This window comes from Paraburkholderia phymatum, assembly GCF_038900715.1.
Taxonomy (GTDB): Bacteria; Pseudomonadota; Gammaproteobacteria; order Burkholderiales; family Burkholderiaceae; genus Paraburkholderia; species Paraburkholderia phymatum_A.
This window is the reverse complement of record NZ_JAYMRZ010000010.1, coordinates 150,808-170,073: the sequence shown is the minus strand read 5'-3', so window position 1 is coordinate 170,073 and position 19,266 is coordinate 150,808. Positions and strand designations below refer to the sequence as shown.

Annotated in this window: 15 protein-coding genes; 7 read left to right on the top strand and 8 right to left on the bottom strand. The window is 64.9% G+C overall.

Translation table 11 applies throughout. From position 1 onward, the window contains the following. Positions 1 to 213: 213 nt before the first annotated feature. From VSR68_RS19795 to VSR68_RS19775, 5 genes are all read right to left on the bottom strand, one after another. Positions 214 to 951: a ribonuclease activity regulator RraA gene (locus VSR68_RS19795; protein WP_342941451.1), complete on the bottom strand. Its 738-nt coding sequence runs from the start codon at positions 949 to 951 to the stop codon at positions 214 to 216. 27 nt (positions 952 to 978) lie between these two features. After that, positions 979 to 2,727, bottom strand: coding sequence for an L-arabinonate dehydratase (gene araD / locus VSR68_RS19790; protein ID WP_342941450.1), 1,749 nt, complete (start codon positions 2,725 to 2,727; stop codon positions 979 to 981). Positions 2,728 to 2,969: 242 nt separating this feature from the next. Then, positions 2,970 to 3,278 carry an EthD family reductase gene (locus tag VSR68_RS19785; protein WP_342941449.1) on the bottom strand — a complete coding sequence of 103 codons (309 nt, stop codon included), beginning with the start codon at positions 3,276 to 3,278 and terminating at the stop codon, positions 2,970 to 2,972. Between the two features lie 143 nt (positions 3,279 to 3,421). Continuing rightward, positions 3,422 to 4,456 carry a transporter gene (locus VSR68_RS19780; RefSeq protein ID WP_342941448.1) on the bottom strand — a complete coding sequence of 345 codons (1,035 nt, stop codon included), beginning with the start codon at positions 4,454 to 4,456 and terminating at the stop codon, positions 3,422 to 3,424. Between the two features lie 282 nt (positions 4,457 to 4,738). Continuing rightward, a complete protein-coding gene (locus VSR68_RS19775) occupies positions 4,739 to 5,482 on the bottom strand; it encodes an SDR family oxidoreductase (RefSeq protein ID WP_342941447.1) in 744 nt (247 codons plus the stop codon). A gap of 113 nt (positions 5,483 to 5,595) precedes the next feature. Between VSR68_RS19775 and VSR68_RS19770 the strand changes: the two genes are divergently transcribed. Together VSR68_RS19770 and VSR68_RS19765 are read left to right on the top strand one after the other, a co-directional pair. After that, the gene (locus VSR68_RS19770) at positions 5,596 to 6,519 is read left to right on the top strand and encodes a LysR family transcriptional regulator (RefSeq protein ID WP_342941446.1); all 924 of its coding nucleotides are present in this window, start codon (positions 5,596 to 5,598) and stop codon (positions 6,517 to 6,519) included. A gap of 156 nt (positions 6,520 to 6,675) precedes the next feature. Continuing rightward, positions 6,676 to 8,250 carry a methyl-accepting chemotaxis protein gene (locus tag VSR68_RS19765; protein WP_342941445.1) on the top strand — a complete coding sequence of 525 codons (1,575 nt, stop codon included), beginning with the start codon at positions 6,676 to 6,678 and terminating at the stop codon, positions 8,248 to 8,250. Between the two features lie 91 nt (positions 8,251 to 8,341). Here VSR68_RS19765 and VSR68_RS19760 read toward each other — a convergent pair whose 3' ends face one another. After that, on the bottom strand, positions 8,342 to 9,052 hold the full coding sequence (locus VSR68_RS19760) for a FadR/GntR family transcriptional regulator (RefSeq protein WP_342941444.1): 711 nt from the start codon (positions 9,050 to 9,052) through the stop codon (positions 8,342 to 8,344). 151 nt (positions 9,053 to 9,203) lie between these two features. Between VSR68_RS19760 and VSR68_RS19755 the strand changes: the two genes are divergently transcribed. From VSR68_RS19755 to VSR68_RS19740, 4 genes are all read left to right on the top strand, one after another. Next, positions 9,204 to 10,004 carry a (Fe-S)-binding protein gene (locus VSR68_RS19755; RefSeq protein WP_342941443.1) on the top strand — a complete coding sequence of 267 codons (801 nt, stop codon included), beginning with the start codon at positions 9,204 to 9,206 and terminating at the stop codon, positions 10,002 to 10,004. Then, complete coding sequence (locus tag VSR68_RS19750; RefSeq protein WP_342941442.1) at positions 10,001 to 10,732, top strand: lactate utilization protein C; 732 nt, start codon at positions 10,001 to 10,003, stop codon at positions 10,730 to 10,732. Before VSR68_RS19755 ends, VSR68_RS19750 begins: the two co-directional genes overlap by 4 nt. Then, on the top strand, positions 10,729 to 12,174 hold the full coding sequence (locus VSR68_RS19745; protein WP_342941441.1) for a LutB/LldF family L-lactate oxidation iron-sulfur protein: 1,446 nt from the start codon (positions 10,729 to 10,731) through the stop codon (positions 12,172 to 12,174). Before VSR68_RS19750 ends, VSR68_RS19745 begins: the two co-directional genes overlap by 4 nt. Before the next feature lie 126 nt (positions 12,175 to 12,300). Next, complete coding sequence (locus tag VSR68_RS19740) at positions 12,301 to 14,013, top strand: lactate permease LctP family transporter (RefSeq protein ID WP_342941440.1); 1,713 nt, start codon at positions 12,301 to 12,303, stop codon at positions 14,011 to 14,013. 50 nt (positions 14,014 to 14,063) lie between these two features. Here the strand turns inward: VSR68_RS19740 and VSR68_RS19735 are convergent, their stop codons facing one another. Together VSR68_RS19735 and VSR68_RS19730 are read right to left on the bottom strand one after the other, a co-directional pair. Continuing rightward, positions 14,064 to 14,747: a Fe2+-dependent dioxygenase gene (locus tag VSR68_RS19735; protein WP_342941439.1), complete on the bottom strand. Its 684-nt coding sequence runs from the start codon at positions 14,745 to 14,747 to the stop codon at positions 14,064 to 14,066. A gap of 113 nt (positions 14,748 to 14,860) precedes the next feature. Then, positions 14,861 to 17,101 carry a TonB-dependent siderophore receptor gene (locus tag VSR68_RS19730; RefSeq protein WP_342941438.1) on the bottom strand — a complete coding sequence of 747 codons (2,241 nt, stop codon included), beginning with the start codon at positions 17,099 to 17,101 and terminating at the stop codon, positions 14,861 to 14,863. A gap of 688 nt (positions 17,102 to 17,789) precedes the next feature. Between VSR68_RS19730 and VSR68_RS19725 the strand changes: the two genes are divergently transcribed. Beyond that, positions 17,790 to 19,184 carry an FAD-binding oxidoreductase gene (locus VSR68_RS19725; RefSeq protein ID WP_342941437.1) on the top strand — a complete coding sequence of 465 codons (1,395 nt, stop codon included), beginning with the start codon at positions 17,790 to 17,792 and terminating at the stop codon, positions 19,182 to 19,184. The last annotated feature ends 82 nt before the right edge of the window (positions 19,185 to 19,266 follow it).

Genomic DNA, 19,266 nt, shown 5'->3' with positions numbered 1-19,266 from the left:
GCTTTGTTTCTGCGGCTTTGCTTCGGCGGCTTTGCTTCGGCGGCTTTGCTTCGGCGGCTTTGCTTCTGCCGCTTTGCTTCGGCAGTCTTGCTTCTGCGGCTTTGCTTCTGCGGCTTTGCTTCCGCCGCTTTGCTTCTGCCGCTTTGCTTCGGCAGTTTTGCTTCTGCGGCTTTGCTTCTGCGGCTTCGCTTCTGCCGTTTCGCTTCGGCCGCGCTACTTCTTCGCTTCGCGCCACGCGTCGTACGCGGCGAGCGTTTCGTCGTTCGGCGGATAGTTGCCGCGCAGCGGATTGCCTTGCGCGATGCGCTCCGTGATAAACGCTTCGAGCCGTTCCTGCTCGATCGCATCGCGCGCGACTTCTTCGGCCATTTCGCGCGGCACGATCACGACGCCATCGACATCCGCGACGACGATATCGCCCGGATACACGGGCACGCCGCCGCACGCGATCGGCACGTTCATGTCGACGGCGTGATGCTTCGCGAGATTCAGCGGCGCGCTCGCGCCCGCGCACCAGATGGGCAGGCCGAGTTCCGAAATCGAGCCGCTGTCGCGCACGGGACCGTCGGACACCATGCCCGCGACGCCGCGTTTCGCGAGCCGCAACGCGAGAATCGAGCCCACGGATGCGACCGAGCGCTCGCCGCGGCAGTCCTGCACGAGCACGCTGCCGGGCGGCGCCGTCTCGACGGCCTTGCGCTGCGGATGATCCGGGTTCTGGAACACGCCGACATGATCGAGGTCCTCGCGCGCCGGAATATTGCGCAGCGTGAACGCGGGGCCGACGAGATTCGGCGCGCCGGGCGCGGGCTTCGCGAGCGGCGCGACGCCTTGCAGGAACACGTTGCGCAAACCGCGCTTGAAGAGTTGCGTGGTGAGCGTCGCCGTGCTGACGTGCCGGAGTTGTTCGAGCGCTTCGGCGCTCACGGTCTGCTGTTCGGATGCGGTCATTTTCGGTGGCTTATTACGTGATGTGCGTTAATGGATTTCGGGCTCGTCGCGATTCGCTTCCGGCGACGCCGCGAGTTTTTCTTCGAGGAAGTCGAAGTCGCAGCCCTTGTTCGCCTGCGTGACGTGCAGTTGATGCATCACGCCGAAGCCGCGCTCGAATGGCCGCTTCGGCGGCGTCCACGCTTGCCTGCGCTTCGCCAGTTCCGCGTCGCTGACATCGACATGCAGGCGCCGCGCGGCGACATCGAGTTCGATGATGTCGCCGTCCTTCACGAGCACAAGCGGCCCGCCGACGAACGACTCGGGCGCGACGTGCAGCACGCACGCGCCGTAGCTGGTGCCGCTCATCCGTGCATCGGAGATGCGCAGCATGTCGCGCACGCCCTGCTTCAACAGCTTCTGCGGAATCGGCAATTGGCCCCACTCGGGCATGCCCGGCGCGCCGACCGGGCCCGCATGCTGAAGCACGATCACCGAGTCGGCCGTCACCTCAAGCTCTTCGCTGTCGATGCGCGCGGCCATGTCGTTGTAGTCCTTGAACACGACGGCGGGGCCACGATGTTTCAGCAGATGCTGCTCCATCGCGGCGGGCTTGATCACGGCGCCGTCGGGCGCGAGATTGCCCGTGAGCACGGCGAGACCGTCGCGCTCGACGAGAGGATTGCCGCGCTTGCGGATCACGTCGTCGTTGAAGATCTCCGCGCCCGCGATGTTCTCGCCGAGCGTCTTGCCGTTGACGGTCATCTGCGTGCCGTCGATCAGTTCGCCCAGTTCGACCAGCAGCGCGCGCAGGCCGCCCGCGTAATAGAAGTCCTCCATCAGATACTGGCCGGCGGGACGGATGTTGCCAAGCACGGGCGTCACGCGCGCAAGATCGTCGAAGCGCGCCGTCGTCAGATCGATGCCCGCGCGCCGCGCGACGGCCACGAGGTGCACGATCGCGTTCGTCGAACCCGACATTGCGAGCACGGTGGTGACGGCGTTATCGAAGGACTTCGCGGTGAGAATGTCCGAAGGCTTCTGATCGGTCCACACCATCTCGACGATGCGCTGGCCCGTCAGCGATGCGTACTGCGCGTGCCGCGAGTCCGCTGCGGGAATCGACGAGAAGCCCGGCAGCGTGAGGCCGAGCGCTTCCGTCGCGCTCGTCATCGTCGATGCCGTGCCCATCGTCATGCAGTGGCCCGGCGAGCGCGCGATGCCGCTCTCGATGCCCTTCCATTCGTCCTCGGTGATCTTGCCCGCACGCAGCTCGGCCCAGTACTTCCACGTGTCCGACCCGCTGCCGAGCGTGCGGCCGTTCCAGTTGCCGCGCAGCATCGGACCGGCGGGCAGAAAGATGGCGGGCAGGTCCATGCTGATCGCGCCCATCAGCAGGCCGGGCGTGGTCTTGTCGCAGCCGCCCATCAGCACGCAGCCGTCGAACGGATAGGACTTGAGCAGTTCTTCCGTTTCCATTGCGAGGAAGTTGCGGTAGAGCATCGTGGTCGGCTTCTGGAACGGCTCGGCGAGCGTCATCGCGGGCATCTCGACGGGAAAGCCGCCCGCCTGCCAGATGCCGCGCTTCACTTCCTCGACGCGCTGCTTGAAGTGCGTGTGGCACGAGTTGATCTCGCTCCACGTGTTGACGACGGCGATCACCGGCTTGCCCATGTAGTCGGACGAGTGATAGCCCATCTGCGCGGTGCGCGAGCGATGGCCGAACGAACGGAGATCGTTGACGCCATACCAGCGATAGCTGCGCAACTCTTCCGGCTTCTTGTGATTCGAGGACAAATGAGTCTCCTTGGTAACGCTATCATTTCCGCTCGAAGCAAAGCGGGCGGACACGACGGGCGTTCTTTCTGTGCGGATCGATGACGATGGGATGAACGGATGGTAGCGTTATCATCCGAGGCAGTCCGCCAGGGATTACACGTAGAGGCAGCCTTGAAAATACGTATGCGGAGCGAGGCCGCGTGCCGCGCAGACGCGCGATCCACACGCGAACGCGCGGCGCGGGCGCGGCGCGTTCCGCGTCAGACTTCCTTTGTGTCGAACACAAGCAGTTCGACGCCGGCCTGCGCGAAGTTCTGCAGGTCGGCGGTGGTCGCCGCCGCTTCGGGCGTGGCCATCGCCTGTTGAAGCGCGTCGAAGCTGTCGAAGCTGAGGATGGCGGCGAGCGCATACGGCGATTCGCCTTTCGCGCTCGCGACGGGCCCCACGCTCACTTCATAGCGGCGCAAGCCCGGAATGGATTTGGCGATGGGTACGTGTTTCTCGAAGTAATGGGCGTCGAATGCGTTGCGGTCTGCGGGTACGTTGTACAGCGCGACGAGCTTTGCCATGTCATGCCTCCTGAAACGGACGTTCAGCGTGCAGTGTCATTCCTCTCGAACGGCCCACGATTTTACGCCCGGCCAGTGCAATCCCATCGTGAAGGGGATGTGTTTTCGAGTGCCGCACGCGCCACGCTCCGCACCCAGCGCACTCAGCGCTGCATGCGGCGCCGGAACCCCCACCAGCCCGCGAGCAACGTGAAACTGACGACCAGCAGCACCATCATCCAGAAGCCGTGCTTGTTCTCCGCGAGCGGAATGCCGCCGACGTTCATCCCGAACAGCCCCGCGATGATATTGATGGGCAGCGCGAGCACCGTGACGATGGTCAGCGTGAACAGCGTGCGGTTGGTCTGCTCGTTCAGACGCGCGGCGATTTCTTCCTGCAGCAGCTTGATGCGCTCCGCGAGGCCGGAGAGATCGCCGAGCACCAGCGAAAACTCTTCCGTCGAATCGCGCAGGCTCTGGACGTCGGCGGGCAACAGCCACGCGGGCGGTCGCACCAGCAGACGGAAGATCGAGCCGGGCTCCGGCGCGAGCAGCCTTTGCAGGCGCACGAGCACGCGCCGCATCGCGCCGAGATCGCGGCGGCTCTCATACGCGCGCAGCGACAGGAAGTGATCTTCGATGCGGTCCACTTCGACGCTGGTTCTGCGCACGATCTCGACGAGCAGATCGGCCTGGTCGCGCAGCAGATGGATCAGCAGTTCGGCGGCCGTATCGAAGCTCTCGCCGTTGCGCACCGACGCGCGCAGCCGGTCGACGGAGCGCAGCTGCTTGAGCCGCGCCGTGACCATGATGCGCTTGTGCGTGTAGACCCAGAGCGTCGAGATATCGGAAGGCGTCTGCTCGAAGTCGTACATCACGTCGTTGACGACGGCGAGCAGCGCGCCGTACTGATGCTCGATGCGCGTCGAGTGCGAGCCTTCGCGAAACGCTTCGAAAAAGCTTTCGGGCAGGTCGAGATGCGTGCGCATCCAGCGCTCGCTCGATACATGCGCGAGATTGAAATGGAGCCACAGGAATTCGCCCGGATTCGCGTTCGGTGCCTTGGCGACCTCGTCGAGCCAGTCGGCGGCGGAGTCGGCATCGAGCGCAATGCCGGGCTTGTCGGGAGCAAAACGAAAGCCGCAGACAAGGCCGGAGCGGTCGGCCCCATACGTGGCGGGCGCCAGGTTCAGATTCATGTGCGTTTCGAGGGTGGGGTCCACGAAAGCGCCATTCTGACATGAGCTTGCGGCACTCGCGTTACGTGACAGCCGCTTGACGGTTGCTTGACGGCGTTTTGACTGCTGCTCGACTGCTTGCTTGAAAGACTTTCGACTGCCGCTTGACTGCGGCTCAACGGCCTTTCGACTGGAGAAAAAAGCGGCTTGCCGATGGCGAGTGCGGTGCGATTGCGCGCCATCGCAGCGACACATCATGAAACAGGCCGTCCGCGTCGCACCCGGACGGCCTTGCTCAGTCGATCACGCGTTGAAGCCGCCATCGATCGTGAGGCTCGCGCCCGTCACGAAGCCCGCTTCCGGGCTCGCGACATACGCGACCATGCCCGCGATTTCCTCGGGACGCGCATGACGGCCGATCGCCATCAGGCCATGCAGCGAAGCGGCGAACTCGCTGGACTCGGGATTCATGTCGGTATCGGTCGGACCGGGCTGCACGTTGTTGACGGTGATGCCCTTCGGCCCCAGATCGCGCGCGAGACCCTGCACGAGACCTTGCAGCGCCGACTTGCTCATCGCGTACGCGGCGCCGCCCGCGAACGGAATGCGCTCGGCGTTGCAGCTGCCGATGTTGACGATCCGCCCGCCCTGCCCCATGTGCGGCAGCACGGCCTTCGACGCGACGAACACGGCGCGCACGTTCACCTGCAAGGTCGCGTCGAAATCCTCGAGCGAGAACGTGTCGATCGTGCCCAGGCGCAGCACGCCCGCGTTATTGACGAGGATGTCGATCTTGCCGAGCTGGCGCGCCGTCTCGTTGATCGCATTGGTCAGCGAAGCGGCGTCCGCGACATCGGCCTTGACGGCGACCGCGCGGCCACCCGCCTTCTCGACGCTCGCGACCAGATCGTTCGCGCCCGCGGCCGAGCTGTGATACGTGAAGGCCACCGTCGCGCCCTCGCTGGCGAGCCGGCGTACCACGGCCGCGCCGATGCCGCGCGCGCCGCCCGTGACGAAAGCGATCTTGCCTTGCAGATTCGTGCTCATGCTGTGTGCTCCATGTGATGTTGAAGTGAGTGCAGTATGGCAAGCGGATTCGCATATCGGTAGGATCGAATGCGGACTAACAGTTTCAACCACAGGTATAAGCCGACATCGCGATGGAAGCGCTCAATCTCATCGAATCGTTCATCCAGACGGCCGAAACAGGCAGCTTTTCGGCGGCGGCGCGGCGCCTGGGCCTCACGCCCGCCGGCGTCAGCAAGAACATCGCGCGGCTCGAAGCGCATCTGGGCGTGCGGCTTTTTCATCGCAGCACCCGCAAGCTCACGATGACGCCGGCCGGCGAGCAGTTGTGGGCCGACGCGAGCGCGCCGTTCACGATCCTGCAGGACGCGTTCGAACGGGCCGCCCAGCACGACGGCAAGCCGTCGGGCGTGCTGAAGGTGAGTATGGCCGTCGCGTTCGGGCGCGAGTATCTGGTGCCGCTGCTCGGCGAATTCCTGCAACGCTATCCCGACATCGTGCCCGACTGGCACTTCGACAATCGCGCCGTCGACCTGATCGCGGGCGGCTTCGATGCGGCGATCGGCGGCGGAATCGAACTGACGCAAGGCGTGATCGCACGCGAGCTGGCGCGGCCGTGCGTGATCGTCGCGGCCTCGCCGGCGTATATGGCGGGCAGGCCGATGCCCGCGCATCCGTCCGGGCTGGCCGAACTCGACGGCATCGCGCGCCGCTCGAGCACGACGGGCCGCGTGCGCGCGTGGACGATGCGCAACCAGATCGGCGAAGAGGCGCTCGCCGAATGCCGCATCCGCATGATCTTCGACGACCCCGAAGCGATGGCGCATGCCGCGATGCAGGGGCTCGGCATCGCGTTCCTGCCGACGCCGCATGCCGCTCCGTGGCTCGAGAGCGGCAAGCTCGTGCGGCTGCTGCCTGGCTGGCACGCGGAACTGAGCCCGCTCACGCTCTACTATCCGAACCGCAAGCTGCTGCCCGCGAAGACGCGCGTGTTCATCGACTTCGTCGTTGGCGCGTTTCGCGAAAGACGGCTCGCCGCGCGCTTCGACGCCCGCTGACACATCCGCGTCTTTATCCGGCATCCCTGCCCCGTGGCAGGGTTTCCCACTACAAAAGTGATGGCGACATCGGTCGATATATCAGGCGGAGACATGCGCGTGTCACGTTCCTCAGCGCGCCCAATTTAAGAACCGCCCACCCTGAGAGGCGTCCCAATGCTGAAGCTGAGTTTTACCCAGAAACTGTGGTTGCCGCTCGTCATCAGCCTGATCGCGTTGTTGCTGGTGTCGTTGTCGGCTGCATGGCTGTCGCGCGAGACGCGCATCGAGGAACGAAAGAACGACCTGGTCAACGTCGCGCATGTCGGCCTGTCGCTGGTCAAGGAGTACGCGGCGCTCGCGGAGAGCGGCAAGCTGAGCGAGGCCGACGCCCGCAAGCAGGCGCTCGACCGTCTGCGTGAGGTCCGTTACGGCGAGGATGGCTACTTTCTCGTGATCGATTCGACGCCGCGCATGGTCATGCATCCGATCAAGCCCGCGACCAACGGCAAGGATCTCGCGGGCACCGCCGACGCCGACGGCCGTCACCACTACGTGAGCTTCGCAAAGGTCGCGCAGTCGCCCGAAGGCGGCTTCGTCGACTACGTGTTTCCGCATTCGAAGGCCGCGTCTTCGGCGGGACCGGCTGAGGCCGTCGACAAGATCGGCTATGTCGTGCGCTTCGCGCCGTGGGACTGGATCATCGCGACGGGCGCCTATGTCGACGATATCGACGCCGCGTTCATGCGCTCGCTGTATTGGATCGGCGCGGTGTTCATCGGCATTGCGCTGCTGCTCGCCACGCTCGTCGCGCTCACGAACCGCAGCATTCAACGCACGATAGGCGGCGATCCGGGCTATGCGGCCGATGTCGCGAACGCGATCGCGGTCGGCGATCTGACCGTTTCGATCGACACGCGCCGCAACGACGAACAGAGCCTGTTGCGCGAGATACGCCGCATGCGCGACACGTTGACGGACACGATCCGCGCGATCAAGCACGCCGCCGATCACGTCGCGACGGGCGCGCATGAAATCGCGAGCGGCAATGCGGACCTGTCGTCGCGCACCGAGAATCAGGCCGCTTCGTTGCAGGAGACGGCGGCGAGCATGGAGCAGATGACGTCGATGGTCCGGCAGACGGCCGAGAATGCAAGGACCGCGAGCGAACTCGCCGAGCGCGCCGCGCGGATCGCCAACGAAGGCAGCGAGATGGTCGGCGAGGCCGTGTCGACCATGCGCGACATCTCCATAGAATCGCAGAAGATGGTCGAGGTGATCGCGGTGATCGAAAGCATCGCGTTCCAGACGAACATCCTCGCGCTGAACGCCGCCGTCGAAGCCGCGCGCGCGGGCGAACAGGGACGCGGCTTCGCGGTCGTCGCGGGTGAGGTCCGCACGCTTGCGCATCGCAGCGCGGGTGCCGCGAAGGAAGTGCGTCAACTGATCAGCCGCGCGGTCGACAAGGTCGGCAACGGCGCGGGCCTCGTCGAGCGCACGGGCACGACGATCGAGCAGGCACGCGACGCGATTGCGAGCGTGACGAACGTGATGCAGGAAATCGCCGCAGCGGCGGCCGAGCAAAGCGCGGGCATCGATCAGGTCAATCACGCCGTCACGCAGATGGACAGCCTCACGCAGGAAAACGCGGCGCTTGTCGAACAGGCCGCGGCTGCCGCGCATTCGCTGACCGAGCAGGCCGGGCGGCTGAAGACTTCCGTCGACGCATTCCAGGTTGCCGAAGCCGCCTGACATGCCTGGCACGCGCGACGCGCCTGACACGCGATAGATGCGGCGTCGCGCGAATCTGGTTGGACCAGTTTTCGCGGCGCCGGCTTCGGACTCAGCCCTCCTGATCGCGGACACTGCGCACGTAGTCGATATGCGTGTGCATCGCCGTGCGCGCTTCTTCCGGGCGTCGCGTGCAGATCGCGTCGCAGACCGCACGATGCTGGACCAGCAGTTGCCCGGATGCCTCGCGGCCGCGCAAGCGCACGTCGTTGCCACTGATCGTGATGTGCTCGCGCAGCATCCCGAGCACGCTCGTATGAAGATGCAGGAACATCGTGTTGTGCGATGCGAGCGCAATGGCGTCGTGCAACTGCGCATCGGCGGCCGCTTCGCTTTCCTTGTCGTCGCACGCATGCGAGCGTTCCAGCTCACGCATCAGCGCGCGGATGCGCTTGATGTCGGCGGAACTCGCGCGCATCGCCGCGAAATAGGCGGTCGCGCCTTCCAGCACGCGGCGGAATTCCAGAATGTCGTCGCGCAGCACGGGATGATCGGCGACCAGCTGACCCCACGGCGACGCGATGCCGGCGCGCAACTGATCCGTCGCGAACACACCCGCGCCGCGCCGGCTTTGCAACAGGCCGCGCGCCGCGAGCCGCTGGATCGCCTCGCGCACCGTGTTGCGCGACACGTCGTACTGCTCGGCGAGCGCGCGCTCGGCGGGCAGACGCGAACCCGGCGGCCACGTGCCGTCGAGCAGCGCCGTTTCCATCTTGCGCATCACGCCTTCCACCCTGCCCCTGTTCCTCGTCCCCGTCGCCATGCGGTCTCTCCTGCTTGAATCGCGTCCAGTGGTCCAACCAATTTGAATTGTCGCGCAGAATTCGGAATCATGCGCCAACGATGCAAGCGATCCGCGAAAGCCGCATGCACATGCAGGCAATGCAAAAAGCGGACGCATTCTGGAGCGAGATATGAAGGAAAGGCAATATCCGGCGGCCCCGCGCGACGTCTATCTGTTCGCGACCTGCCTCGTCGATCTGTTCGTGCCCGAAGCCGGACTCGACGCCGTCAGGCTGCTCGAACGCGAAGGGCTCGTGGTGCACTTTCCTCAGGAGCAAAGCTGCTGCGGCCAGCCCGCGTATAGCAGCGGCAATCCCGAACAGGCGCGCGATGTCGCGCGCGCCCAGCTCGATCTCTTCTCGAAGCCGTGGCCCGTCATCGTGCCGTCGGGCTCGTGCGCGGGCATGATGCGCCATCACTGGCCCAAGCTCTTCGCCGACGAACCGGCGCTGGCGGAGAAAGCCCGCGAGCTTGGCGAGCGCGTGTACGAGCTGAGCGAATTCCTGCTGCGCGTACTGCATATCGAACTCCCCTCCACCACCGACGCGGCCGCTGAACGCGTCGTGCTGCACACGTCGTGCGCCGCGCGGCGCGAAATGGGCACGCGCGTGCATGGCGTCGAACTCGTCGATGCATTGCCGGGCGTCACGCGCATCGAGCACGAACGCGAATCGGAATGCTGCGGTTTTGGCGGCACGTTTTCGTTGAAGCATCCGGACATCTCGGGCGCGATGGTGCGCGACAAGGTGGCCTCCGCGTGCGCGACGGGCTGCGAGCGCATCGTTTCCGCCGACTGCGGTTGCCTGCTGAACATCGGACACGCGGCACGCCATCAGGGCGCGCCCATCGAAGTCGAACATCTCGCGAGCTTCCTGTGGCGCCGCACGCAAGGCACCACGGCCCGCAACGAGGGCAACGGAGGCAACGCATGAACGCGCGCGAACGCATGCTCGGACGGTTGCGCGCGGCCGCGCCCACCGACGTTTCGGGCGACGAACTGAAGCGTCTCGACGCGCGCATCGATCTGCATTACGACAGCCGCCGCGCAGCGCGCCCGGCCGTCGAGCTATCGACGCATGCGCTCGCCGAATCGATGCAGGCCATGCTCGCCGCGTCGCATGCCGAGGTGTTTCGCGCGACGGCACGCACGTGGCCCGCGCTGATCGCGCAACGGCTCGCCGATGCGAACGTGAAGTGCGTGCTGCTCGATACGTCGCGTGAGGAAGGCGCGGCATTGCAACGCGCGCTGCCGCTCTCCGTCGCTACACATACATACGACCGTCCGATCGAAAGCTGGAAAGCGAACCTCTTCGAAACGATCGACGCCGGCTTCACGGTCGCGCGCTCCGGCATTGCGTCGACGGGCACGCTGATCGTCGCGCCCGACGCGGGCTCGCCGCGCACGATGTCGCTCGTGCCGCCGCTGCATATCGCGCTCGTCTACGCCGATTCGCTGCATGCGGATTTGCACGCGGCGATGCGAGCCGAGCAATGGCAAGCCGGCATGCCGACGAATCTCGTGCTGATCTCCGGGCCGTCGAAGACGTCGGATATTCAGCAGACGCTCGCTTACGGCGCGCATGGTCCGCGCGAACTGTGGGTCGTGATCGTCGAACGCGAGACCGACAACACTAGCGACACGCACGGAGACGCCGCATGAACGCCACCCCGATGCACTTCGTGCCGACGCAGGACTTCAAGGCGCGCGCGCGTGCCGCGCTCGACGATTCGAAACTGCGCAGCAGCTTTCGCGGCGCAATGGACTTTCTGCAGACGAAGCGCCGCACCCAGTTTCCCGACGACGACGAGTTGCAGCATCTGCGCGATCTCGGCGAAGCGGTGCGCCGTCATGCGCTGTCGCGCTTGCCCGATCTGCTCGTGCAACTCGAAGAAAAGCTGACCGCGCGCGGCGTTCACGTACATTGGGCCGAAACGGCCGCCGACGCCACGTCGATCATTCACGGCATCGCGCAAGCCCACGACGCGAAGCGCGTGATCAAGGGCAAGTCGATGGCGAGCGAGGAGATCGAGCTCAACCATTACCTCGAAGCGCGCGGCATCGACTGCATCGAGTCGGATATGGGCGAGTACATCGTGCAGCTCGCGCACGAAAAACCGTCGCATATCGTGATGCCCGCGATTCACAAGACCAAGGCCGACATCGCGGAACTGTTCGAAGCGCACATTCCCGACACGCGCTACACGGAAGATGTCGACGAACTGATCCAGACGGGCCGCCGCGCACTGCGGCGCGCGTTCGTCGATGCGGATATCGGCCTGTCGGGTGTCAACTTCGCGGCCGCCGACACGGGCACGCTGTGGCTCGTCGAAAACGAAGGCAACGGACGCCTGTCCACGACCGTGCCCGACGTGCACATCGCGATCATGGGCATGGAGAAAGTGGTCGAGAAGCTGTCGCACATCGTGCCGCTATCGAGCCTGCTGACGCGCTCCGCGACGGGCCAGGCGATCACGACGTACTTCAATCTGATCACGGGCCCGCGACGCGAAGGCGAACGCGACGGTCCGCGCGAAATGCACGTCGTGCTGTTCGACAACGGCCGCACGCAGGCCTACGCCGACGAGCAGTTGCGCGCGACGCTGCAATGCATCCGCTGCGGCGCTTGCATGAATCATTGCCCCGTCTATACGCGCATCGGCGGGCATGCGTATGGCACGACGTATCCGGGCCCGATCGGCAAGATCATTTCGCCGCATTTGCTCGGCCTCGACGAAACGGCCGATCTGCCGACGGCGTCGAGCCTGTGCGGCGCATGCGGTGAAGTGTGCCCCGTGCGCATTCCGATCCCCGAACTGCTCGTGCGTCTGCGCACGGAAGCAAATCGCAATCCGAACGAAGCGGTCGCGAATCCGTTGCGTGGACAGGGCGCGAAGTTCAGCCGCGAGGAGCAGTTCGTGTGGCGCTTCTGGAGCGGCGCATTCGCGCATCCACGCGCTTACCGAATGCTGCGCTGGGCCGCGACGCGTCTGCGCGCGTTCGCGCCGAAGAACCAGATGGGCTGGACCCAGCACCGCGAGCCGCTGAAGCCCGCGGCGCGCAGCCTGCACGACCTGATGCGCGAACGCCGGCAGCCCGAATAGCCCGCGCGCTTCGCAGCTTCGCAACCCACACCGACGCGCACGCATCGCCCATGAGTGGCGGTGCGTCCGCACGCGGCTGCACGCCGCCGACAACGATTCATTGACGCATACTCGGAGGAGACCGACATGCACCCGTGGTATCAGACCTATCTGCCGCTCGGCAGTCTATGGCTCTCCGCGCTCGCGGCCAGCATCCCGATCATCTTTTTCTTCGTCGCGCTTGCGGGACTGCGGCTGAAGGGGCATGTCGCGGCGGCAGGCACGCTGCTGCTTTCGCTTGCGGTGGCCGTGTTCGCGTATGGCATGCCCGTGCAACAGGCGCTGGCCGCGGCGGGCTTCGGCTTCGCATACGGCTTGTGGCCGATTGCGTGGATCATCGTGACGGCCGTGTTCCTCTACAAGCTCGTCGTGAAGACGGGGCAATTCGACATCATCCGCGCATCGGTGCTCGCACTGACGGATGACCAGCGCCTGCAACTGCTGCTGATCGGCTTTTCGTTCGGCGCTTTCCTCGAAGGCGCGGCGGGCTTCGGCGCGCCCGTCGCGATCACGGCGGCGCTGCTCGTCGGTCTCGGCTTCGACCCGCTGAAGGCAGCTGGCCTCTGCCTGATCGCGAACACGGCACCCGTCGCGTTCGGCGCAATGGGCATCCCTATCATCGTCGCGGGCCAGGTGACGGGCATCGATCCGTTCCTGATCGGCGCGATGGCGGGCCGCCAGTTGCCGCTGCTCTCGCTTGCCGTGCCGTTCTGGCTCGTGTTCATGATGGACGGCAAACGCGGCGTCAAGGAGACGTGGCCTGCCGCGCTCGTCGCGGGCGGCAGCTTCGCGATCACGCAGTACTTCACGTCGAATCACATCGGGCCGGAACTGCCGGACATCACGTCGGCGCTCGTGAGCCTCGTTGCGCTCGCATCGTTCCTGAAGGTGTGGCAGCCGCGCCGCGCAAACGATGCGGCACGCGGCACGGTCAGCGGCGGCGCAGCGGCGCTGTCGGGCTTTGGCGGTGGATTCGGTGGATCGAATGGCGCGACGGGCGTGAGCCGCAAGGCATCGCCGTATACGCTTGCGCAGACCGTCCGGGCATGGGCGCCGTTCGGCATTCTGACGGCCGTCGTGACCGTGTGGAGCCTGCAACCGTTCAAGGCGCTGTTCGCCGCGAAGGGCGCGCTCGCCGGCACGATCCTCAAGTTCAACATCCCCGGTCTCGATCAGCTCGTGATGAAGACGGCGCCCATCGTCGCGACGCCGAAGGCCTACGAGGCCGTGCTGAAGATCGATCTGCTTTCCGCCGTCGGCACGGCGATTCTCGTGACGGCGCTGATCTCGATGGTCTTGCTGCGCGTGAAGCCGCGCGATGCGCTCGCGACGTTCGGCGAGACGGTGAAGGAATTGCGCCGCCCCATTCTGTCGATCGGTCTCGTGCTGTCGTTCGCGTTCGTCGCCAACTACTCGGGCATGTCGTCGACGCTCGCGCTGCTGCTGGCCGGCACGGGCGCCGCGTTCCCGTTCTTCTCGCCGGTGCTAGGCTGGCTCGGCGTGTTCCTGACGGGCTCGGACACGTCGTCGAATGCGCTCTTCTGCTCGCTTCAGCACACGACCGCGCATCAGATCGGCGTGTCGGACACGTTGCTCGTGGCCGCGAACACGTCGGGCGGCGTGACGGGCAAGATGATCTCGCCGCAGTCGATTGCCGTTGCGTGCGCGGCGACGGGCCTCGTCGGACGCGAGTCCGAACTGTTCCGCTTCACCGTGAAGCACAGCCTGCTGTTCGCGATCGTGGTCGGCCTGATCACGCTGTTGCAGGCCTATGTGCTGACGGGCATGGTGCCGGGCTGATTCCCTGACGCCCGTTGTTGTCAAAAACGCCCGCTGTCATGCGGGCGTTTTTACGTCTCGCTCCACATGCGCAGCAGGTTGTGATAACAACCGACCAGCGTGCGGCGCGCGGCCTCGTCGCCATTCGATGCATTGAGCCGCTGGATCGCGCCGTCGAGATCGAACAGCATCGCGCGCTGCGCGTCGTCGCGCACGAGGCTCTGTACCCAGAAGAAACTCGACACGCGCGCGCCGCGCGTCACGGGGCGCACCTGATGCAGGCTCGTGCCCGGATAGACGATCGCATGTCCTGCCGGCAGCTTTACTTCGTGTACGCCGAACGTATCTTCGATCAGCAGTTCGCCGCCATCGTATTCGTCGGGCGGCGTGAGGAACAGCGTGACGGAAATATCGGTGCGCACGCGTGCGCCGCTGCCCGGCACGAGGCGAATCGCGCCATCGACGTGATTGCCGAAGTGCATCCCGCCTTCATAACGATTGAAGAGCGGCGGATACACCTTGTTCGGCAGTGCGGCGCTGATGAAGAGAGGGTGACGCTCCAGCGATGCGATGATCCGATCGCCCAGCTCGAGCGCGATCGGCGAGCCTTCGGCAATCTGCTGGTTGCGCTTGACGGGCGCGCCCTGATAGCCGGCTGTCGCGCGGCCGTCGACCCATGCGTCGCTGGCTTCGAGTTGCGCGCGCATGCCGGCGACTTCGGCGGGACTCAGTACGTCCGGGATCGAGACAATCATTGTTCAACGTTCCTGCACAACAGTGCGTCAACGCGCGCTTTCCTGCTCGAAGGGCTTCGTGCAGGAAAGCGCGCGGTTTTTCGTGGACCTGGTGGACCTGTCGCTTCGGGCGATCAGAAGAAGCGATAGTTTAACGTCGCGAGGAACGTGCGGCCGAGACCCGGCACCGCGCGTCCGCCGTCGGATGGAATCAGCGCATCGTAGTAGTTCTTGTCCGTGAAATTCAGCACGTTGAGCTGGACGTCGTAACGCTTCGCGTGATACGCGGCCATCGCATCCCAGCGCGTGTAGCCGCCGACCTGCACGAAGTTATTGTTCGCCGCATAGCGCGACGACACGTAGGTCGGACCGCCGCCGACTTCCCAATGCGGCGTGAACGCGTACGTGGTCCACAGCGTCAGCATGTTGCGCGGCGTATTCGCGGGCACCTTGCCTTGCGTGCCGTCGAACGCTTTCAGGATCTCGCCGTTCATATACGTGTAGCCGCCGAACACCTGCCACTTGTTCGTGATGTGGCCGGCCAGACCCAATTGATAGCCGCGCACGCGGATATCGCCGTCGAGCGTATAGGTGCCGTCCGCATTCAGCGTGCGCGCATTCGTCTTCTCGATGTTGAAGAGCGATTGCGTCACCGACAGGCCACCGCCAAGCAGATCCCACTTCGAGCCGACTTCATACGACTTGTTGTGCTCGGGCGGCAGATTCTGTTGACCGCTGGTCAGCGTCAGCGCTTCGAGCGACGGATCGAACGACGTGCCATACGACACGTAGTACGACTGCCAGTCGGTCGGCTGCCAGATGATGCCGCCGCGCACGCTGGTGAAATAGTTCGTCTGCGTCGCATAGCCCGGCGCGTTGATCGAATTGTGGATCGACGCCTCGTAGCGGTCCCAGCGCACGCCGCCCACCACCTTCCAGTGCTGGCCGATCGAGACCGTGTCGTTCGCATAGATGCCCACGCCGTTCGCACTCGATTCAGCGAGATTGGTGGCCACTTCCCTCACGTTCGACGGACGCGGCGTGTACGGCGGATTGACGAGCGGCACGACGCCGATCGTATTCGAAGGCAGTCCCGGCGAAGTCGCGGTGAAGCTCTGGTTGCTATACGTTTCGTGGCTCAGATCGATGCCCGTGACCACCTCGTGCTTGAGCAGACCCGTATCGAACTTCGCCTGCAGGTCAGTCGAGTTGTAGATCGAATGATCGTTGATGTTGCGGTCCTTGCCCTGCAGCTTGACGAACAGCTTCGACGGATCGAGCGTCGTGAAGTTGCCGTTGGTGAGCGCCGTCGACGTCGCGAGCGGGCCCGTCAGCACCGATGCCGCATTGGTTGCGCGCGCATCCGTGCTGTAGTGGCTGAACTGCGTCTGGTTGCGCAGGACGAGGCCGTCGTCGAAGCGGTGCTGGATGCGCGCGCTGAACGTCTGCACGTCCTGAATCGTGCGGTCGTCGGTATAGCCGTAGAACGTGCCGCGATTCACGGGCGCGGGATGGCCGTTCAGCGGCGGAATGCCGTAGTCGGGCTGATCGCGGTTGTGCTGGATCAGCGCGGACAGCGTGATCTCCGTCGGCGTGCCGATGCCGAACTTCACTTCGGGCGCAACGCCGTAGTCCTTGTTCTTCATCACGTCGCGCGACGAGCCGAGGCTCTGGCCGAATGCGTTGATGCGGAACGCGGAGGTGTCGGTGATCGGCGTATTGAGGTCGACCGTCGTGCGATAGCGGTCGTGCGTACCCGCCTGCACGGAGACGTCGGCGCGCTTTTTCAGCTCCGGCTCCTTGCTCACCTGGTTGATCACGCCGCCCGTCGAGCCGCGCCCGAAGTACAGCGACGACGGGCCATACAGCACGTCGATCGATTCGAGGTTGAACGTGTCGCGATAGTACTGGCCGCGATCGCGGAAGCCGTCCAGATAGATGTCGGTACGCGCCGAGAAGCCGCGCAGGTTGATGTTGTTGCCGATCTGCCCGCCTTCCGCCGCGCCGATCGTGATGCCGGGCACGTTGCGCAGCGCGTCGCTGAACGAGCTCGCCGCCTGCGATTGCAGCACGGCCTTCGGCACCACCGTCACCGCCTGCGGAATGTCGCGCAGCGCGGTCGGCACCTTGGCGCCCACGCTCGACGTTTCCGGCTGGAAGTCGCCGGAGTTGTCGGCCTGGCCCGTCACCTTGACGGCGGGCAGCGTGGCGTTGTCGGAAGGCTGGCTGGCGGAGGGCTGGCTGGCGGGAGGCGTCGACGAGTCGGCCTGGGCAATGCTGGCTGCCGGTGCTGCGGCAGGCGTCGTCGTTTGAGCGTAGAGCGGCGTCGCAAAGACGGCCATGACAGCCGCTGCGAATGGCGTAGTTCGATGCATCTCGATTCCTGTCGTTGTCGCTGATTTTTCTTGGTGCGACGGGCAAGCGGCACCCGTCCGGTTCGCGCGACGGACGCGCGAATCGCCCCGCCAAGCCGGATTTCCGCCGGACTGGCATTTTCCTAAATGCGAATCGCTATCATTACATGAACGGTTACAATTCGCAATATGCCCGAGGCATCTGTGGTCATCGCGCGTCACCCGAGCTCTTTCAGCGCGCGAACTTTCCGTCGGCTTCGGCTAAAAAATGTGCGTGCATGACTGCTTCAACGGCGACACGGGAATAGGGATTCGCACTCGCTCTCGTTCAACGATGCGATGGGGACGAAGGAATCGGATGCTTCACGTCATACGTAAGCGCCGCTCAGCCCACGGTGAGTCGTCACGACACGCGAAGCGCCAGCTTCTTGCCAATGCGTTCGCGCTCGCATCACAGCCACGTTGCAACGCGTTTTCCCGGAGCGCTCCATCCGTGCGCCGTTAGGAAAATGCCTTGTTTTGCAGGGCTTTTACGATCGGCAGCCCGTCAGGACCGCGTTTTGCAACGGCCGGAACCGGATGCGGGTATACGTTAATTTGTACACGCGGCGCCTCCCCGTTTTACTGGATGAAAGCCAGGTCGTCCGAACTACTTTGATCAGACATGATCGAGGGGTCGGACGTCGTTCATTTGTACCGGAGGTGTAGCATGGCGAATCTGTCCAGCAGTGCAATCGATGAATTCAAAGCTCTCACGCGAGGCCAGGTGGTGTTGCCCGGCGATCCATCTTTCGATGAAGCGCGCAGCATCTGGAATGGAATGATCGACCGTCGCCCCGCGATCATCGTGCGCTGCGCGGGCACGGCCGACGTGCGTCGCGCCGTCAATTTCGCGCGCGACAACGGCCTGCTGCTGGCCGTGCGCGGCGGCGGCCACAATATCGCGGGCAGTGCCGTGTGCGAAGACGGCATGCTGATCGACCTGTCGCCGATGAAGTCCGCGCGGATCGATCCCGTCGCGCGCCGCGCCTATGTCGAGCCGGGCTGTACGTTGCGCGACTTCGATCACGAAGCGCAGGCCTTCGGTCTCGCCACGCCGCTCGGCATCAACTCGACGACGGGTGTCGCAGGCCTCACGCTCGGCGGCGGTTTCGGCTGGCTGAGCCGGCGCTTCGGGATGTCGGTGGACAACCTGATTTCGGCCGACGTCGTTACCGCCGACGGCGAACTGCTGCGCTGTAGCGCCGACTCTCACGAAGACCTGTTCTGGGCGATTCGCGGCGGCGGCGGCAACTTCGGCGTCGTCACGATGTTCGAGTTCCAGTTGCACGCTGTCGGCCCGGAAGTGTACGGCGGCCTCGTCGTGCTGCCGATGGATCAGGCCCGCGATGCGCTCGTCAAATATCGCGCCGCCTTCGAAACGTGGCCCGACGAACTGACCGTGTGGGCCGTCGCGCGCTTCGCGCCGCCGCTGCCCTTCCTGAGCGCCGACGTGCACGGCAAGCCGATCATCGCGTTCGCCATCTGCTACACAGGGCCGGCCGCGAATGGTCCGGGCGCGGTCGACGAGGTGCGCAAGTTCGGCACGCCGTATGGCGAGCATCTCGGGCCGATGCCGTACACCGCATGGCAACAGGCCTTCGATCCGCTGCTCACGCCCGGCGCGCGCAACTACTGGAAGTCGCACAATCTCGCGACGCTGGACGATGGCCTGATCGACGCGTTCGTCGATGCGATCGGCAATCTGCCGTCGCCCCAGTGCGAGATTTTCTTCGGCGCGATCGGCGGACAGACGATGCGCGTCGCGCCCGATGCGACCGCCTACTCGAATCGCGACGCGAAGTACGTGATGAACGTGCACGGCCGCTGGACGGAAGCCGCCGACGACGAGCGCTGCATCGCGTGGGCGCGCGCGTTCTTCGATGCATCGGCACCGTTCGCGCTCGGCAGCGTCTACGTGAACTTCATGACGGAAGAAGAAACGACGCGCATCGGCTCGGCGTATGGTCCGAACTACGAGCGCCTCGTCGCCGTGAAGGATCGCTATGATCCGCAGAACCTGTTCCGTCACAACCAGAACATCAAACCGTCCGCGATGGCCTGATTACGAAGCAGGAGCGCGCGTAGTCGTGGCACCGCGCGCATGAACTTCACGATTGCCGGATAGCAAACGCTTTCTCATTGCT